Origin of the sequence: Verrucomicrobium sp. BvORR106 (assembly GCF_000739655.1) — a bacterium.
Classification (GTDB): Bacteria; Verrucomicrobiota; Verrucomicrobiia; order Verrucomicrobiales; family Verrucomicrobiaceae; genus Verrucomicrobium.
Genome location: NZ_BATR01000133.1, coordinates 1 through 16,303, shown reverse-complemented (window position 1 = coordinate 16,303; position 16,303 = coordinate 1). Strand labels below are relative to the sequence as shown.

Genomic DNA, 16,303 nt, shown 5'->3' with positions numbered 1-16,303 from the left:
GTCACCTCTCTGAGAAGGTGAGCAGAATGGAGTTCTCGATCTGAGGAAGGTACAGGCGGCCGGTCTCCAGCTTGGAGCCCTCCGGAAGTGCGGCCGCCGGCTTCCATGATGCGGGCAGATGCAATGTTATTCCTTTGACCGGTTGAGGGGCCGAGATGGCGACGAGAATGCGCTGGTCGCGACGGGCGACATCGATCTCCAGTTGCTCGCGCGCGCTCCACCAGTCACCCAGTTGCCCGATCGTGCCCATCCAAGCCAGGTTCTTCAGTCGTGGTAGGATCTGTTCGAAGAACCGGTACTTGTAGTCCAGCACGTTCGGGTGACTCAGCACGTTGAAGGTGCCGCCGTATTCGGCGAGTTTTTCCGCGAGCCGTAGCGCGCTATCCACCCGTTCGTCCATGAGAGGCCTGTGTTCATCCTCCACTGTGACAGGGAACTCATACACTCCGGTGGAGCCGGAGTACTCGCGATTGAACAGCTTCCGATAGGGAAGATAGGTCATCACACTGGCTCCAGTGACGGAGGAAGAGTAGCGGTAGCCGGCAGCCTCCAGTGCCTGGGGCAGGGTGGGAGGGCAGGCGAGATAGCCCGGCCGGAAGGAGCGCACCGATGTGCCCACCACGGTGTCCAGAAGGTACTTGCTCACCCTCAGCTCACCCATGACGGTCGCGTTCCGGGTATCACCTTTGTTGTAAACCCGGGGCTGATAGTCGGGGTACACCTCGGCGCCGGTGCCAGCTGGCAGGCGGGCAAACATATCGCTGTGGGCCACGGAATGGCTGGCGATCTCGATGCCACTCTCCTGCATGCTGCGGAGCAGGCTGACGGACTCGTCATTGAAGAACCCACTGTCGTTGTAGTCTCGGTAGTATTTGGCCTGGATGAAGAAGGTGGCCGGCACCTGATTGGTCTTCAAAAGATCGCGATAAGCTACCATGTTGGGCATGGACTTGACGTAGTCGATGTCGAATGTCATCACGGCAGCGAGTCGCCGTCCGTCGGGCACGGTATCGACGGTGATAGCCAATGGCTCATGCTTTTGATACAAATCACGCAGCAGGCGCAGCCAGACATCCACGGAAGGTTCGTAGTCATTGACGTAACTGCGGGACGCCTCGTCATCACGGTCGGCCTGGCATTTGAGGATGAAGAAGCCCAGATCAAAGCCCAGAGCCATGGCCTTCCCGCCGCCGGGATGTTCTTTGGCAATCCAGGCAGCTTTGCCGTCCTGATAAGTGGCTAGAACCTGCTCAGGGCCCTGGTAGTGCTGGGTGCCGATCCAGGTGTGGGGCCGCTGAGGGTTGCCCAGGCGTACCGTGCGTTCCCGCTCGTGCGTGAGCCAGGTGGGAAGGGTGGCATTTTCAGTGTTGAAGTTGATCTCAAAATGCTCCCGGCTCTCCTCCACTTCAGCGAAGCCAAAGAGATCCTTCATGTCGGCGCCGAGCACCTGGGTGGCGAGGAGACAACCTCCCTTGCTGACGTGTTGCCTCAGCCCTTCTTGCTGGTCGCGCTTCAGGAACTTTCCCGAAATAATGGGGTAAACCAATACCACCCGATGCTGCGTGGCCTGGGCGACGTCATCCGTGAAGATGTAGGGAATGCCCATGGTCTCCAGCGCCTGCTGCACACCCATCCAGGCGGAGTTCGGATCCGTCAGGAGCACTGCCAGGCGACTGGTCTCTCCTGTGCTGAAGCGACGCCACGACGACACTGACTCGGCTGGAGATGTGAGGGGTGGCGTGGCCTCTGAAGGGCCATGCAGCCCCTTCAGGGCCTGATAGCTGTCTCGGGGAAAGAAGAGATAGATCAACACTCCCAATCCCAGCAGCAGGGCGGGCAGCAGCTTTGCAGCCGGGGAGGAGGGCTTGGTGTCAGTCATGCGCGCCGCATGATGCAGAGGGATTGGCAGGTCACAAGAGCCAAGCGATCCGCCACGGCGTCGGGGGCGGCGGAGAGTTACTGGCGAAATAAGCAAGCTGACAGGTCGCCCGGTTTTGCATCGTTACCCTGCTGGAAACTTCCATTTATGACCAACGAATTCCCCAGCGGGCCCTGGACGGGCTATTACCAGTATCGGACGGGCCAGCGCGGAACCCAGGATCTGGTGCTCACCTTTGAGGATGGGCGGATGTCCGGCACTGGCGTGGATGAGCTGGGGGTGTTTCGGATCGAGGGGAGCTATAACGAGGCCAGCCGCGAAGCCGATTGGCTGAAGAGCTATCCAAGCGGGCACCTCGTGCAGTATCGGGGCTTCCGAGAAGGCCCGGTGCCCGGCATCTGGGGTACTTGGAAAATTCCGGGTAGCTGGTCAGGCGGCTTTCACATCTGGCCGGTGCTTTCCGGCAGCAGCACCTCCCGGGAAGAGCGGACGTCGGAACCCATGCGCATCCCGCGCAGGGCCTTGCATGGGGCAGGTGCTGAAGACTGAGGTGCGTCGCGGGACTCCCTCTGCAATACCACGGCGGGTGGCGGCGTAGCCATGGAAGCCATCTCTTCATCTATGACGCCCGCGCCATCTTCCCGTCGTTTGTTCCTGAAATCCACCGCCACTGCGGCGGCGGGTGCCCTGTTGCCGATCCAGTTGCCAGCGGTTGATGGAAGTGGCTCTGCTGGGCGGAAGCTTATCGCCTATGTAGGCACGTTCAGCTCGCCGTTGCAGAACATGAAGGCGACTCAAGTGGACCTGCCGCCGGGGAATGGCAAAGGCATTCACCTGTTCCAAGTGGATCGCTCCACTGGAGCCTTCACTGCGGCGGGGATTCATGAGATGGGCACCAGTCCATCCTGCCTGGTTCTGAACCGGGCGGGGACCCACTTGTACTCTGCGAACGAAACGGACCGGGTGGGGGACAATGAAGCAGGCACGGTCAGCAGCTTCACTGTGAGTCCTGAGGACGGTCGCCTGACCCTGCTCAATTCTGTGAACTCGGGAGGCAAGGGGCCCACCTATGTCAGTCTGCATCCCTCTGGCAGACACCTCTTTGTGGCCAACTACTTTGGCGGCACCGTGGCAGTGCTGCCGGTGCTGCCAGATGGCCGTTTGGGTGAGGCCACGGATGTGAAGAAGGATGAGGGCACCATCGGCCCGCGTCAGGCTACGAATGCGCCAGCAGGCAGCTTCGCGTTCAGCGGACATGATCAGACGCATTGCCACATGATCGCGGCCGATCCCTCGGGCAGGTATGTGCTCCATGTGGATCTGGGGCTCGATCAGATTCATGTCTGGAAGTTCGATGCCAGCACTGGCGTTCTGACGCCCAACGATCCGCCGCATGTTACCCTTCCGCCGGGGGATGGACCCCGCCATTTTGCCTTTCACCCAGATGGGCGTTGGCTCTACTCCCTGCAGGAAGAGGGCTCCACCGTCGTGTTGTTTGACTACGACGGCGGGTCAGGGACACTCACGCCGCGGCAGACCCTTTCCAGTCTGCCGCCGGGGTATGCGGGCAGCAATTTCTGTTCTGGCATTCATGTCTCCCCTGATGGGCGATACATCTATGCCGGCAACCGGTTGCACGACAGCATCAGCATCTTCGCGGTGGCCAAGGATGGCACGCTCACCTACGTGACCGAGGAATGGACTCGCGGTAACTACCCTCGCAGCTTCAACTTTGATCCCAGCGGACAGTACCTCTACTGCTGCAACCAGCGTGCAGACAACGTCACCGTCTTCCGGGTGGACAAGGCGACAGGCTTGCTGAAGTTTACGGGGCAATATGTCCCTGTCGGCAATCCGTCTTGCGTGGTGTTTGCGGAGCTGGGAGCCTAAGTTGGGGAGGTGGGTGCTCTTCTGCTCACTGGCAAACCGAAGCAAAAGTTTTTGGAGACTGTTTGCATCGCCGCGGGTTAGACTCGTGTTGCTGCTCAGCTGGGCGGCGGAGGCTTTCATCCAATCTTTTAGCTATGCAAGGTATCTTCCAGACATCCTGTACCGGCCTCTGTTTCGCCCTGCTGGTGGGCAGTGCACCGCCGTTGTCATCTCGTGCGGCAGAGCCGATCGCAGCGACAAGCCCGGCGATTGCAGAAGCCACCAGCCGGATAGCGCGGGCGGCGGACAAGTTTCTCAGCACTCTGGATGAGGTCGGGCGCAAGGGGGCTGTGTATGCGTTCAATGACGAAGAGCAGCGCAAGCGTTGGTCCAATCTGCCCACCTCGTTCGTGAAACGCGGGGGGCTGCGCATGGGTGATCTGACCCCGGCGCAGCGGGAGGCGGCCATGGCCCTGCTGGCGACGGCATTGAGTCCGAAGGGATATGAGAAAGTGGTGCAGATCGTGGAGGCAGACGAGGTGCTGAACCAAGGATCGCAAAGGAAGATGTTCGGCCGGGACGAGTACTACATTTCCTTCCTGGGCACCCCTTCCGCCACCGCGCCCTGGATGATCCAGTTCGGTGGGCATCATCTCGCGCTGAACATCACCCTGGCGGGGCAGAACGCCACGCTGGCCCCCAGCCACACGGCTGCGCAGCCGGCCATCTATGAACTGGAGGGGAAAACCATCCGACCACTGGGCGGGGAGACGGACAAGGCCCATGAGTTGATGGCTTCTCTGGATGAGTCGCAGAGAAAACAGGCCGTCCTGGGGTTTGAAATGAGGGATCTGGTGCTGGGACCAGGCAGGGATGGCCAGATCATCCAGCCAGAAGGGCTGAAGGGCTCTGAACTGACTGTAAAACAGGGTGAGTTGCTCCTCGAACTTGCAGCGGAGTGGACCGGCATCATGCATGACGCCGTAGCCAAGGCCAAGCTGGAGGAGATGAAGAAGCACCTGGCGGAGACCTGGTTTGCCTGGAGTGGTCCCACGGAGAAGGGCAGTTCCGCCTACTTCCGGATCCAGGGGCCCACAGTGCTGATTGAATATGCTCCCCAGCGCCTGGGAGGGGATACAAAGAAACACATTCACACGATCTATCGTGATCCCACGAACGAGTATGGGGTGAAGTGGACGAAGGAACCTTGAACGCCATGTCCGGTCGTCTGTTGCTCCTCGTTGTCTGGCTGGCGGCGGCCTCCGCATCCGCACACCGGCTCGATGAGTATCTGCAAGCGACCCTGGTGGTCATTGAACCCAGTGCGGTCCGCCTGCAGCTCACTCTGACTCCTGGGGTGGAAGTGGCGAACGATGTGCTGGCGCAAATTGATCGGGATGGCAATGGTGCAATCTCCGAAAAGGAGGCTGCAAACTACGCGGAAGCGCTACTGCAGAACCTCGTGGCACGTCTGGATGGCCAGAATTTAGAGTTGAAATTGACGCATTCAAAGTTCCCGGCACCGCCTGGACTGCGAAGTGGGACGGCCAGCATTGAGCTGGACTACTCCACACCTATCGAACCCCTGGCTGCTGGGGTTCACAAGTTGAGCCTTGAAAACCAGCATCTAGCCGGCGTGAGCGTCTATCTGCTGAATGCCGCGCTGCCGAAATCTGAAAAGATCAAAATCAAGCGCCAGTTGCGAAGCGAGTATCAGCGGACTGGTGAGATTGAGTTTGAAGTGAGTCCGTAACGCTGGCGAACGCGGAGGCGTGAGGTGCATCAAACCGGGGAATTCGTTTGGCTTTCCTGTTCTGGCGATGCACCATCGATTGACCCATGAAACTGCCCTACATTCGGAGAGCCCGGCACCTTGCGGCATTGGCAGAGTGGGAGGAGAGGCTCGCCAAGGCGAAGCTGCGGCAGGCTGAGCTTGCGGAAAAACTGAAGGTTTTGACCGAGACGCGGGGTAGAGAATTGGACCATACCCGGGCCCTCAGCAAGCTGTGTGAATCGCTGAAAGCAGAGGTGGCGGAGCTCCGCCAGCGCGAGGCTGATGCCGATCCTTTGCAATTTACCCTCCTGGATCGCGTGGCTGCGGCTCGTGCGGGGCAGTTCCAGAAACCGACCACCCCCATACCGGTGGTGCTCTGTGTGGACGTGGAGCCTGACGCCAGGGAGGTGGATCTCGCCGACCCTTCTTGGCGTGGAACGGATGTGTTCCTGGAGAAGTGGCCAGCCCTGATGGCCACCCTGGTAGAGAAATCGGGGGCGGCATCTGTACCGCTCACTTGGTTTCCCCGTGCAGATCCACAAATTGAGAAAAGCAACGGTTCGGCCGGCTTCGCGCTTCAGCGGTACACCCAACATTGGGAGGCTGCCCAAGCGGCTGGCGATGAGATCGGCCTACATATGCACGGCTGGCGTTGGCAGGAGGAGACTGGACAATGGTCCCAGGATCACGGGGACTCTGCATGGATGGAGCATTGCCTGCGCTCAGCCATCGGGGAGTACCGTGCCCATTTCGGCAAGACTCCGCCAGTGTACCGGGGTGGGGACCATTATCTGGATGACACGGTGCTGCGCGTACTGCGAGAGGAGGGCATTCCCCTGGATATGACGTTGGAACTGCTGCCTACCATGCAGCGGCTCGTGGAGGTTGAGCATGGCACGGGAAGCCTGCCGGATTGCAGTGGGGCACCTGCCTACGCCTACCGTCCCTGCGTAGAGGACTTTCGCGTGCCAGCTCCTGGTCAAAGCGATGGGCTGGGCATCCTTCCGCTAACGCCTTTTCAGGGAGGGAGCCTATGCTTGTGGGCTCCCAATCACCGGGTGGATGAGGCCCTCGAATTCATCATTCAGCAGAAGCCCGCGCCCAGCCATCTCGCCTTTGCCGTGAGGTCCAACATCGCGGACACCGGCTACTGGCCGTGCTTTGTTGAGAACATGCTTTCGCTGGCGAGGCGGGTCAAAGAGGGGAGTCTGCGGTTCACCACAGCTTCGCAAGCGTGGCAACTAGCCATGGCGGAGAAAGAAGATGCCAGCTGCCCCTGACTGTCGCAGGCGAGAACCACCCGAGTGTGTGTCGGGTAGGTTTTTCCCGGCCGCCGAATGTTCCAATTTCGTTGATCCGGTGGATTTGCCAAAAAGACAAGATTCTTGTCCTGATCCGCCCTCGTGCTTCGTCATGACGATGAGCGCATGAAACCGTCCGCTCTCATCACACCAGTCATCCTGCACCCTTAACCACACTGTCTATGTCCACCGATACTACCACCCCTGCCACCAACACCGTCCGTCTTCACCGTGTGCTGCGCGCCACGCCGGAGCGTGTCTATCGCGCCTTCATCGATCCGGATGCGATGGTGAAATGGCTGCCTCCCTACGGATTCACTGGCAAGGTTCACCACATGGATGCCACGGTGGGCGGGTCATACAAGATGTCTTTCACTAACTTCTCCACGGGCTCCAGCCACTCCTTTGGTGGCAAGTATCTCGAGCTCAAGCCCAATGAGCTGCTCAGGTACACCGATGTGTTTGATGATCCGAATCTTCCCGGAGAGATGATCACGACCGTGACCCTCAAGAAGGTATTCTGCGGCACAGAGATCACGGCGGTGCAGGAGGGGATCCCCAGTGTCATTCCGGCCGAAGCCTGCTACATGGGCTGGCAGGAATCTCTGGAACAGCTGGCGAAGCTGGTGGACCCCGAGATTCCGGACCACGGCTAACAGATTGGGTCCGTAGCAGAGTCGTGAGACGCGTTTTTGATGTCCAAAGACGCAACAAGGGCAGCGAGAGAGTTTCTCAGCGCTGCCCTTGCCTGTGATTGGTCTATTGCGGTCTGTTCGACTTATGGATTTGCGAAGTCGAACTCGGCCCCGTTGAAGAAGATCTTGCCGCTGGCGGTTCCGAAGACGTTGATGTCCGACGTGTTCAGGGCAGGAGCGGCATTGCTGAACGGGGCGCTCAGCGTGCCATCTACCTGGACGGAGCCGGTGCCGGAGTTGTCCAGCCACAGGTAGTAGTCCGCGGTGCCGAGGAGGGCGTTGTTGTCAAACCCTTCGACGGTGATGTTGCCCGAGTCCTGTGCGTAGAGGTAGGCGAAGCCGTCTCCCAGTGAAGCTTCTGCTCCAATGGTGTTGCTCGCTACGGTCGCACGGATGTTGCTGGTGCTGTAGGCCAACAGCCACAGGAAGTCGTAGTCGGTGACATTCCCGAGCAGCGTGTTGCCGGTGATGTTAGTATCGATGAGGGCATCTTCGTCGTAGCTGGTAACGTGGATGACGGACTCTGTGAAGTCACCGGAGAAGGTGTTGTCAGTGACATTTGCATAGATGCTGGCCCCCGCAGCTGCCGCCATGCCAATGCCTGAATATGAGTTTCCGCTGAAGAGGTTGCCAGCGATATCCGCGTCGATGCGGGAGTTGTACAGGGCATTCAGATGCAGGGCATTGGAGTAGTGTTCTTGTTCCCCTTGGCCGAATGTGCCGCTGAAAGTATTCCCAATGATGTCAGCATTGATCGAGGTGAGGCCCTCGGATTCCGAATTAAAGGCTTCGACATGGATGCCTGTCTCGAAGGTGCCACTCAGCGTGTTGCCTTTGACTTCAGCATTCAAGGTCCCAAGGTTGTACGCGGTAATGGAGATGCCATCGTACATGGTGCCTTCGAAGGTGTTTCCAGCGATCTCAACATTAAGCAGAGTGCTGGCATTGGTGAACGCCTCATGGTTGGCGCGAATCTGGAAGCCCGTTGCCTCGGAGTCATCCAGATCCACTTGGTTGTTCAGGAGCAAGGCATCGGTCTGTCCCTCATAGGCGACGAGGGAGAGCCCACCACCGGAGGCGGTGAAGCGGTTGTCCTGTATCACAACGTTATTGAATTCTTGGAAAGTCATGACGCTGACTCCCCATGTTGAGATGTCGGCAAATACGTTGTCTGTAATCGTCACGTTCTGAACGCCTTCGGTATTGACCCCTGTATGATAGCCATCACCAAGATCGTAGCCGTCACGGATCTCGTAACCCGTGACCACGAGCGTGTTGACGTTAGCGGCATTGATCCCGCCCTCCATGATGGGGCGCGCGGTATCACCGCCGAACTGCTTGCCTGCCAGGCCTTGAATCGGGGTGAATGAGCTGATAAACCGGGTGCTGCCCACTCCGACGTACACTTGGTCACTGTAGGAAGCGCCGGTTCCGCCCTGAGTGTACACGCTCCAGAGACTGGAGGTGGAGGAGCTTTTGTCACCTGCAAGGGTGGCCCCATCGGAGATGTTGTTGAAGGGCTTCTCGGCCGTGCCATCGGCACCTTCTTGGGAGCTGCTGCCCTCCTGAATGCCGTTACCCACCGCTTCACCATTGTTGACGAACACAATGTCATCGGCCAGCACCACCTTGCCCGGGCCCTGGGAAACCACCTTGGTCACCTTCTTCACGCTGGTGGAGGCCTTGGTGTCTACGTCCACGGTGTTGGCCACCTTGATGGCGGCGTTCTGACGGCGCACGGGCTCGGCCAGACGCTCGGCCAGGTGGCGACGGCGGGGTTTGAAGGCATCGCCGATACGGCCCCAGAAGCCCTTGCCATCGCCCAGGTCGCCGGCTTCAAAGGGAAGTTGCAGCTGCACTCCTGCGGTCCAGTCGCTGCCGGTGAGGCGGGCGTCCTCATACCAGGTGCCGGTGAGGATCACAGCGGGCACCGGGCGGACTTCTACGCCGGCCTTCCAGCCCTCCACATTGCCAGTACCGCCAGTCTGGGGACCAAAGGGCTGGTTGTCGAAGCTGTAGTAGCCACCGATGAGGCGGAGGTCGAAGTAGTTGTCCAGGCCGGGGACCAGCAGGGCGACTTCGGCATCCCAGCCCTCCATACCTTCCTCGTACCGGCTGAAGAGTCGTTCAATCGTGGTGGTGGTCGTGGTAGTCGTACGCAGGGTGCGGTATGAGACGTCCTGCAAAACGCTGTGACCCGTGGCGTAGGGATCATCCACTCCCGTGATGGACGTGGCATCGCGGCTGGAAGAGTTGCGCAGGACCTCGCGGGTGCGGGTCTGCTCTGCGAGCTGCTTGTCAGAGAGGGGAATGTAGTAGTTGCCGCGTACCTCAAGGTACCGGGTGCCAAACTCCACACCCACGCCCAGTTGCCAGAACTGGTTATTGGCCTCGGTATCGAGCATGTCGATGAAGAGGTTCGCCCCGACGAAGAAACCTTCATCAAGGAAACCAGCCTGAGGGGTGTCTTTGCGCGTCAGTGCCGAGACGGGCTGGGAGCCAAAGAGGTGACGCCAGCCCAGGCCCAGGGAAGCAGCGACCTCGCCGCCCTCGCCCCAGGAGGTGTAGGGTTCGAGGTAGAGAACGTCGCCTGAGAGGGTGGTGTCTGCACCCAGGGTGCTGTAAACCGGAGCGACGATGGAGAAGTTGCCCTCGGTGTACGCGTCACTGGTCTTCACTCCGCCGGTGATGGTGCCCAGGTACAAGGGGGGAGCCTCCTGCTGCACCGGATCAAGGCTCGGGTTCTTGACCGGATTTTTTTCGAGTGGCCCAGCCTGAAGGGAGGTGGCGGTTGCGACGGCGAGAGGTGCGGTGATGAGCGCCAGCCGACGAAGTGCGGCAGAGAGGAATCGCGGCGTCGGAAGGTGGTCGGGATGCAGCTGGGACGGGGTCATGAGAAGGGGGTTCAGGCTGGTCTGGGGGCTGACTTCACAGTCCGATGAGGTGAAATCCCCATGCTGCGGAAGACAGTCCGCGAGCGAGAATCATCGCCATGGCACCATGAAATAAGATTGTTTCATAGATGCAGTTTTCAGACCGGGCAACTAGCCGACCGGGTAGTCTGAGGTGAAAATAGGAGTAGAGGCCGACGCGGATGTTCGTCCGGACAATTTTTTGCGGCGCAACAATGGTTCTCCTCCGCCAGTTTTGCGGGGAATTGGTAGAGGAAATCTAGGAAACTGCGTAGTTTCCATAGATCCATTCAGTACTAAAGGCCCACAAGCCGCACTCTCAAAAGTACTTGAGCGGTGGGTAAAGGGTGTTTTGCGTGGGGTCCTTCTCCACATAGAGCACCCAGAGTGGCTGACCTGCCGCCCGCTTGGCCAACGTACTGTCGAACGAGGTGATCACGCCCTCGTAGAGGCGCCCGTCCAGCGTGAAATGATAGGTCAGCTTCCAGGGGTGTTTCTGATTGAGTGACTGGGTGGTGTCCAGACTCACCGACGCCACCTTGCCTGGAATCGCGATCCCACGGCGGAAGGCTCGAAGGATTCCGCTGGCTTTCGTCCACCCGTAGCGGAGACACGAGAGCCCGCCGAGGAGGAAGAAGCCGGGCAACAGGGCCAGTAGCCACTGTCCATTTTTCAGGACCTGAACGAGGAACAGTCCAAAGAAACCGGTGAAAGCCATCCCCAGCAACACTGGCAAATTGAGGAACCGCGTGCGGAAGGCGTAGCCAGAGGGCAAATCGCGTGGCACCTCCGGTGGTGGTGGGCCGAGTTCCTGACCTGGGGGCGGCGGCATGGGGCCACCGCAGGCATCACACTTGGAGCGCCAGGTTTGGTAGTGAGTGTTGCACCAGCCGCAGGTAATCATGAAAGAAGGGGAGCCAGACGGGAGACTCGGAAACTCCCGTGTCTCCCGTCTTCTCGCAAGCGGTCTGTCGGCAGATTTCTCCACCTGTTGACCGGTGGCACGCGAGGCCGACCCTCACCCCTTGTAGCCAAAGAACTGTCTTTCAGTGATGACATCGGCCACCGCCTGGGGCACCATTTCCCTCCAGGATTCGTCGCCAGCGGCGATCTTGGCCAGAGCATCGCGTGAGAAGAAGGGGAGGTAGGCTGGGTTGTAGTTGTCCAGCTCCACGAAACTGCCACGGTCCGCCAGATAGCCGTAGAGCTTTTTCAGTTCTGGAGCGACTTCTAGGGTGTGCACGGTGGTGAGCCCGGCGGGGGAGGTCGTCTGGAGTGGATACACGTAAAGCTTGAGATCGTTCTTAAAGAGACGGCCAAATGACTCCAGGATGCCTCCTGGAAGCTGGGTGTAGTAACGCTCGTCGAAGATCTCCAGCAGGCTCGGTATGCCCATGACAATGCCTACGCGCTCCTTCGTGCGCCAGGAAAGGTAGGCGGCGAGGCGGTAGTACTCGAAGTAGTCGGAGATGAGTACCGTGACACCGCAGGCAGACAGTACATCGGCCCGGGCCAGGAAGTCACGCCGATCCACCTCAGTGCCGCCCGCCATGAGGTTCCGCATGGTGAGCTCAAAGATAGGGAGCACGTCCTTGCCTCGGACGGCGGGATCCTGCCGGAATTTCTCAAGGGCGGACTCCAGCATGTTTAGGTTCACATGCGTGGGGGGGCGGAAGCTGCCGCGTTCCACCATGACCGCCTTCTTGTAAAGAACATCAGAGGGCTGGAGAACCTCGCCCCGCGGTCCAAACATGGCGGCACCGCTCAGGCCCAGTTGCACCAGTTTCAGACTGATGAGCCGGTTGTCCACGGCGCGGAACTCGATGCCCTTGAATTCAATCGCATCGATCTCAATCCGGCCCGTGGTCAGCTTGTCCAGCAGGCTCTCCACAAGCTTGTCGGGATCGTGATGCAGGAAAAAGGCACCGTAGAGCAGGTTCACCCCCACCACTCCCAGGGCCTCTTGTTGAAGAGCGGCCTCAGAGTCCAGCATGCGCACATGCAAGAGGATCTGGCTGGGCTCGTCCCGTGGTCGCGACTGGAACTTCACCCCCATCCAGCCATGGCACTCGTTGCCGCTCTTGTAGCTTCGCGCCACAACCGTGTCGGCAAAGGCAAAGAACGCCGTAGTGTCACCCCGCTTGTCGCTGAGGCGTTCCACGTTCAACTCAAACTCGTGGTCCAGCATGGACTGCAGCCGGGAACGCGAGACGTAACGCTCTGTATCGCCATAGATGGCATCGCTCACCACCATGTCATAGGCGGAAATGCTTTTGGCCACGGTGCCTGCTGCTCCGCCCACGCGGAAAAACCAGCGCACCACCTCTTGGCCAGCGCCGATCTCTGCCAGCGTGCCATACCATCGGCGGTCGAGATTGATCTTCAGGGCCTTGTGATGGGTATCCAGCTCCTCGTCCTTCATAGTCGCAATGTAGACACAACCTGCGGGGGTACAATAATGGGAACGTCTGACGTAGGCCTTAGTCGAGAAAAATCTGTGGGATCAATGCGGAATTCACCCGAGGGCTGGCTTGCTGACGGGAGGTCGGAGCCCACGATCGGGGAGGAGCGATTGTGATTGTCCCAGATTGGCATTTCCGGCAGGATCCTGTCACCCCATGAAACCCAGGTCTCAGAGCTCCGACGATGTTCATTACTTCACCGACGCTTCCGAATGGGAGAGGTGGCTCGGGAAGCATCACGGTGGAACCGCAGGAGTGTGGCTCTTGATTGTCAAGAAGGGGTGCCGTGTCCCCGGCCTGGCCATTAGCGATGCCTTGGACGTGGCCCTTTGCCATGGCTGGATCGACAGTCAGCGCAAGGGGTATGATGATACTCACTATCTACAGCGCTATTCTCCAAGACGATCGCAGAGTCCGTGGTCGAAGCTGAATGTGCAGCGGGCCGAGGCCTTGATCGCTGCGAGGAGGATGAAGGCGGGTGGGTTTAAGGAAATCGAACTGGCGAAAGCTGACGGGCGCTGGGCCGTCGCGTATGAGTCGCAGAAGGAGGCTTCGCTCCCGGACGACGTGGCTGCGGCACTGGCTGGCAACCCGTCGGCAGCGAAGGCTTTCGAGGCGCTCTCCAAGAGTGCCCGGTACAGCCTGGTCTTGCCTGTGCTGAGAGCCACGACGCCCCAAGTGCGCGCCCGCCGGTTGCTGAAGCTGGTTGCCACGCTGGTGGAGTGATCCTCCGGGCCTGCAAGGGAGGGGAGGCTGAAGGGTGTATCGAAAAATAGGGTTGCAATATTCCCCGGATTTCCCTCACAGTTCCTGCGTGACCTCGCTCCAAAAAGCCGCCCTCATCTTCTGCGCCACCGTGCCCGGCATCACCCAGGCCTGTCTTTGGGACAGTGATACCCTGGCCACTGAAAGCGCCCGTTTCCCCAATGTGGCTGGGATCATGACCGGCATTTTCCCAAGGCATTCGAAGGAGTATCACACCTGGCGGATCCAGCAGAAGCAGCCTCTGGTGGAGTCTGGCAAAGCTGTCGCATCTGACTATGACGATCTGGCGGTTTCTCAGCACAAGCTCGGCGATCACAAGGCGGCGATCGCCACCATGGAGACCAAGGAGAAGAAGCTGCCGGGCTTGTATGAGACTTATTCGAATCTCGGCACGTTTTACATCTATGCGGGTGAATTGAGTGTTGCTCAAAAATGGATCGAGAAGGCATTGGCCATCAATCCGAACGCTCACTTTGGCCGCGAGAAGTATCAGCGATGGCTGGTCATGTGGTTGCGGGAAAGGCGCAGCACTGTGAAGACCGAGGAGGAAGAGAGAAGAGAGGCGGATCGGTACGACCGTGGGGAATTGCCCACCGGCTTTGCTGCATTTGTTGCTCGACAGGAGATGGGTGCCCTGTCGAAGGATCCCGAGTTCATTAAATTTACGGAAGTGCAGCGGGACGCCGCCATCAACGGGGTGACGGGGATGATGTACTTTGCTGACTTTGATAATCCGATCCTCCTGGAAGCCCTCGGGGATCTGCTGTCCTACGGCAAGATGGATGCAAATGCCTCCCAGCTTTCTGGATTGTGCTATTTGCATGCTTTAGAAAAAGTGACCGACGCCGACGAGAAGGTCCGTCTGAAATCGCTGATGTACAGGGCGGTCAGCGCATCCCACTTACGAGAGGAGAAGGACCTGAAAAAGGTGCTGGACAGTGCACTGCTGAAAGGAGAGAACCTCAATAAAGGTGTGAAGAATGATGAAGTTGCCTGGATCGCTGCAGGCAAAGATGTTGCTGCGGAATTTCAGTCCAAGTACCTGCAAGCGCGCAGATGAGGGCGACGTTTCTGCCTTGTTGCATGCAAAGTTCTGGCGGATGATGCGCTGTGACGGGGCCACCCGGTGCGCCTATGCTCAATCTCTACGACGCCGTTCGCAACAATCCGAGCTACAGCAAGCTCGAGATTGGGGAGTTCCTGTTCGCGGAGTACACCTGCGGGGCGAACATCAAGATGCTCCCCAACTGGACGGAGAAGGATTACTTTGTCCATGTGGTGACGGGCACCAAGACGTGGCACACCTGTGACGGGGAGTGGAAGGCCAGTCCCGGGGAGACTCTCTTCATTAAGAAAGGGGCCACCGTGGTGGAGCAGTTTTTCGATTCAGAGGTCTGTCTGCTCATGGTTTTCATTCCGGACGCTCTCATGCGCAGCACCGTGCGGGAGGTGATCGAGGCGCTGAGCCTGGTGGGCGCAGTCAGCCCCCCTCCTGCCACCGCTCTCCGAGTGCAGCACGATGTGGGGCTGGATGCCTTGTTCCAGTCCATGCGCACCTACTTGGTGGGGGTGGAGAAGCCCCCGGAGCCGCTGGTGCGGCTAAAGCTCAAGGAGCTGGTGATGAGTGTGCTCACCAGCGGGAGCAACACGGCGCTGGCAGCGTATTTCCGCCGGGTGGGGGCTACTGAGGCACCGTCGGTGACGGAGATCATGGAGATCAACTTTCGCTACAATCTCTCCCTGGAGGAGTATGCGAAGCTCTGTCACCGCAGCTTGTCTTCCTTCAAGCGGGAGTTCCAGGCTGCTTTCCAGGAATCCCCGGGGAAGTGGTTGCTGATGAAGCGCCTGGATCTGGCAGCCACGCTGCTGCGAAACTCGACTCTCAATGTCACCGAGGTGGCCTTCGAGAGCGGCTTCGAGCACGTCTCGCACTTCAGCCGAGTGTTCAAGGATCGCTTCGGAGTTTCTCCCATCGCATATCGCGCGGATGGGCCGGTGATGGCAGATGTGGCCGAGTCTTGAACCGCACAGTCAAAAGGCTGGACCGCGCAGCAAAGCAGCGCGCGTGGGAATTGGGTAAGCTGATCGTGGTGATAAACACCGCCATACACCCATGCAAACCACGATCCTGAATCCAACCGAAAAGAGCCTGCAGCACCCGACGACTGGCACCCAGTCAACCACGCCGGAGATTCCGCAACTGAAGGAAATCAAGGCCAAGCAGAAGTCCACCTGGGAGGCCGGAGACTTCGGCAAGGTAGCCAGGAGCATCGAGAACTTCGCCGAGCACTTTATGTCCCGTCAACCGTTGTGCCCCGGCATGCGCGTGCTGGACGTCGCGTGCGGCACGGGGAATCTGGCGGTGCTCGCCGCCCAGTCCGGCTGCGTGGTTAGCGGCATTGACATTGCGGCCAACCTCCTGGAGCAGGCCCGCGATCGTGCTCGCGCTGCGGGATTGAACATCGACTTCCAGGAAGGGGATGCCGAAGCACTGCCCTATCCGGACAATTCGTTCGATCTCACCGTGAGCATGTTCGGGGTGATGTTCACTCCTCGACCCGCCGTCGCTGCCGCGGAACTCTGGCGGGTGACCAAGCCGGGTGGTCTGATCGCCCTCGCCAACTGGACACCGGAGGGGTTCATCGG

General features: G+C 59.4%; 14 protein-coding genes. 10 read left to right on the top strand and 4 right to left on the bottom strand.

What is annotated here, in order from left to right; translation table 11 throughout:
- Window position 1 precedes the first annotated feature (1 nt).
- Window positions 2-1,879, bottom strand: coding sequence for a polysaccharide deacetylase family protein (locus BV106_RS24895; RefSeq protein WP_038169205.1), 1,878 nt, complete (start codon window positions 1,877-1,879; stop codon window positions 2-4).
- A 147-nt stretch (window positions 1,880-2,026) separates the two neighbouring features.
- On the opposite strand from BV106_RS24895, the gene BV106_RS24890 reads away from it, so the two are divergent.
- The 6 genes from BV106_RS24890 (at window position 2,027) to BV106_RS24865 (ending at window position 7,479) form a co-directional block, all read left to right on the top strand.
- On the top strand, window positions 2,027-2,428 hold the full coding sequence (locus BV106_RS24890) for a hypothetical protein (protein WP_051946301.1): 402 nt from the start codon (window positions 2,027-2,029) through the stop codon (window positions 2,426-2,428).
- A 72-nt stretch (window positions 2,429-2,500) separates the two neighbouring features.
- Window positions 2,501-3,769: a lactonase family protein gene (locus BV106_RS24885; RefSeq protein ID WP_038169204.1), complete on the top strand. Its 1,269-nt coding sequence runs from the start codon at window positions 2,501-2,503 to the stop codon at window positions 3,767-3,769.
- Between the two features lie 134 nt (window positions 3,770-3,903).
- Window positions 3,904-4,959 carry a DUF3500 domain-containing protein gene (locus BV106_RS24880; RefSeq protein WP_051946300.1) on the top strand — a complete coding sequence of 352 codons (1,056 nt, stop codon included), beginning with the start codon at window positions 3,904-3,906 and terminating at the stop codon, window positions 4,957-4,959.
- A 5-nt stretch (window positions 4,960-4,964) separates the two neighbouring features.
- Window positions 4,965-5,501 (top strand): hypothetical protein, encoded by a 537-nt coding sequence (locus BV106_RS24875; RefSeq protein WP_051946299.1) that lies wholly within the window; start codon window positions 4,965-4,967, stop codon window positions 5,499-5,501.
- Between the two features lie 86 nt (window positions 5,502-5,587).
- Window positions 5,588-6,802: a hypothetical protein gene (locus BV106_RS24870; protein ID WP_038169203.1), complete on the top strand. Its 1,215-nt coding sequence runs from the start codon at window positions 5,588-5,590 to the stop codon at window positions 6,800-6,802.
- A gap of 203 nt (window positions 6,803-7,005) precedes the next feature.
- A complete protein-coding gene (locus tag BV106_RS24865; protein WP_038169202.1) occupies window positions 7,006-7,479 on the top strand; it encodes an SRPBCC family protein in 474 nt (157 codons plus the stop codon).
- Between the two features lie 122 nt (window positions 7,480-7,601).
- Here the strand turns inward: BV106_RS24865 and BV106_RS24860 are convergent, their stop codons facing one another.
- The 3 genes from BV106_RS24860 to BV106_RS24850 all read right to left on the bottom strand — a co-directional run bounded on the left by BV106_RS24860 (window position 7,602) and on the right by BV106_RS24850 (window position 12,852).
- Entirely contained in the window at window positions 7,602-10,412 is a 2,811-nt protein-coding gene (locus tag BV106_RS24860; protein WP_038169201.1) for an inverse autotransporter beta-barrel domain-containing protein, read from the bottom strand.
- A gap of 337 nt (window positions 10,413-10,749) precedes the next feature.
- Window positions 10,750-11,262, bottom strand: a complete 513-nt coding sequence (locus BV106_RS24855; protein ID WP_265596047.1) for a hypothetical protein — start codon at window positions 11,260-11,262, stop codon at window positions 10,750-10,752.
- 186 nt (window positions 11,263-11,448) lie between these two features.
- Window positions 11,449-12,852, bottom strand: coding sequence for a nicotinate-nucleotide adenylyltransferase (locus BV106_RS24850; RefSeq protein WP_038169199.1), 1,404 nt, complete (start codon window positions 12,850-12,852; stop codon window positions 11,449-11,451).
- A 196-nt stretch (window positions 12,853-13,048) separates the two neighbouring features.
- On the opposite strand from BV106_RS24850, the gene BV106_RS24845 reads away from it, so the two are divergent.
- The 4 genes from BV106_RS24845 to BV106_RS24830 form a co-directional block, all read left to right on the top strand.
- Window positions 13,049-13,618 carry a YdeI/OmpD-associated family protein gene (locus BV106_RS24845; protein WP_038169198.1) on the top strand — a complete coding sequence of 190 codons (570 nt, stop codon included), beginning with the start codon at window positions 13,049-13,051 and terminating at the stop codon, window positions 13,616-13,618.
- 88 nt (window positions 13,619-13,706) lie between these two features.
- Window positions 13,707-14,717, top strand: coding sequence for a hypothetical protein (locus BV106_RS24840; protein ID WP_051946298.1), 1,011 nt, complete (start codon window positions 13,707-13,709; stop codon window positions 14,715-14,717).
- A gap of 74 nt (window positions 14,718-14,791) precedes the next feature.
- A complete protein-coding gene (locus BV106_RS36215; protein WP_051946297.1) occupies window positions 14,792-15,679 on the top strand; it encodes an AraC family transcriptional regulator in 888 nt (295 codons plus the stop codon).
- 91 nt (window positions 15,680-15,770) lie between these two features.
- Window positions 15,771-16,303 (top strand): class I SAM-dependent methyltransferase (locus BV106_RS24830; protein ID WP_265596046.1); only part of this gene is annotated, 533 nt, incomplete at its 3' end.

What these genes read in the sequence shown, in the direction of transcription:
- BV106_RS24875 (WP_051946299.1), top strand. Translation starts at nt 4,965, where the DNA reads ATGTCCGGTCGTCTGTTGCTCCTCGTTGTCTGGCTGGCGGCGGCCTCC.
- BV106_RS24850 (WP_038169199.1), bottom strand. Translation starts at nt 12,852, where the DNA reads ATGAAGGACGAGGAGCTGGATACCCATCACAAGGCCCTGAAGATCAAT.
- BV106_RS24855 (WP_265596047.1), bottom strand. Translation starts at nt 11,262, where the DNA reads ATGCCGCCGCCCCCAGGTCAGGAACTCGGCCCACCACCACCGGAGGTG.
- BV106_RS24885 (WP_038169204.1), top strand. Translation starts at nt 2,501, where the DNA reads ATGACGCCCGCGCCATCTTCCCGTCGTTTGTTCCTGAAATCCACCGCC.
- BV106_RS24890 (WP_051946301.1), top strand. Translation starts at nt 2,027, where the DNA reads ATGACCAACGAATTCCCCAGCGGGCCCTGGACGGGCTATTACCAGTAT.
- BV106_RS24865 (WP_038169202.1), top strand. Translation starts at nt 7,006, where the DNA reads ATGTCCACCGATACTACCACCCCTGCCACCAACACCGTCCGTCTTCAC.
- BV106_RS24880 (WP_051946300.1), top strand. Translation starts at nt 3,904, where the DNA reads ATGCAAGGTATCTTCCAGACATCCTGTACCGGCCTCTGTTTCGCCCTG.
- BV106_RS36215 (WP_051946297.1), top strand. Translation starts at nt 14,792, where the DNA reads ATGCTCAATCTCTACGACGCCGTTCGCAACAATCCGAGCTACAGCAAG.
- BV106_RS24860 (WP_038169201.1), bottom strand. Translation starts at nt 10,412, where the DNA reads ATGACCCCGTCCCAGCTGCATCCCGACCACCTTCCGACGCCGCGATTC.
- BV106_RS24845 (WP_038169198.1), top strand. Translation starts at nt 13,049, where the DNA reads ATGAAACCCAGGTCTCAGAGCTCCGACGATGTTCATTACTTCACCGAC.
- BV106_RS24895 (WP_038169205.1), bottom strand. Translation starts at nt 1,879, where the DNA reads ATGACTGACACCAAGCCCTCCTCCCCGGCTGCAAAGCTGCTGCCCGCC.
- BV106_RS24870 (WP_038169203.1), top strand. Translation starts at nt 5,588, where the DNA reads ATGAAACTGCCCTACATTCGGAGAGCCCGGCACCTTGCGGCATTGGCA.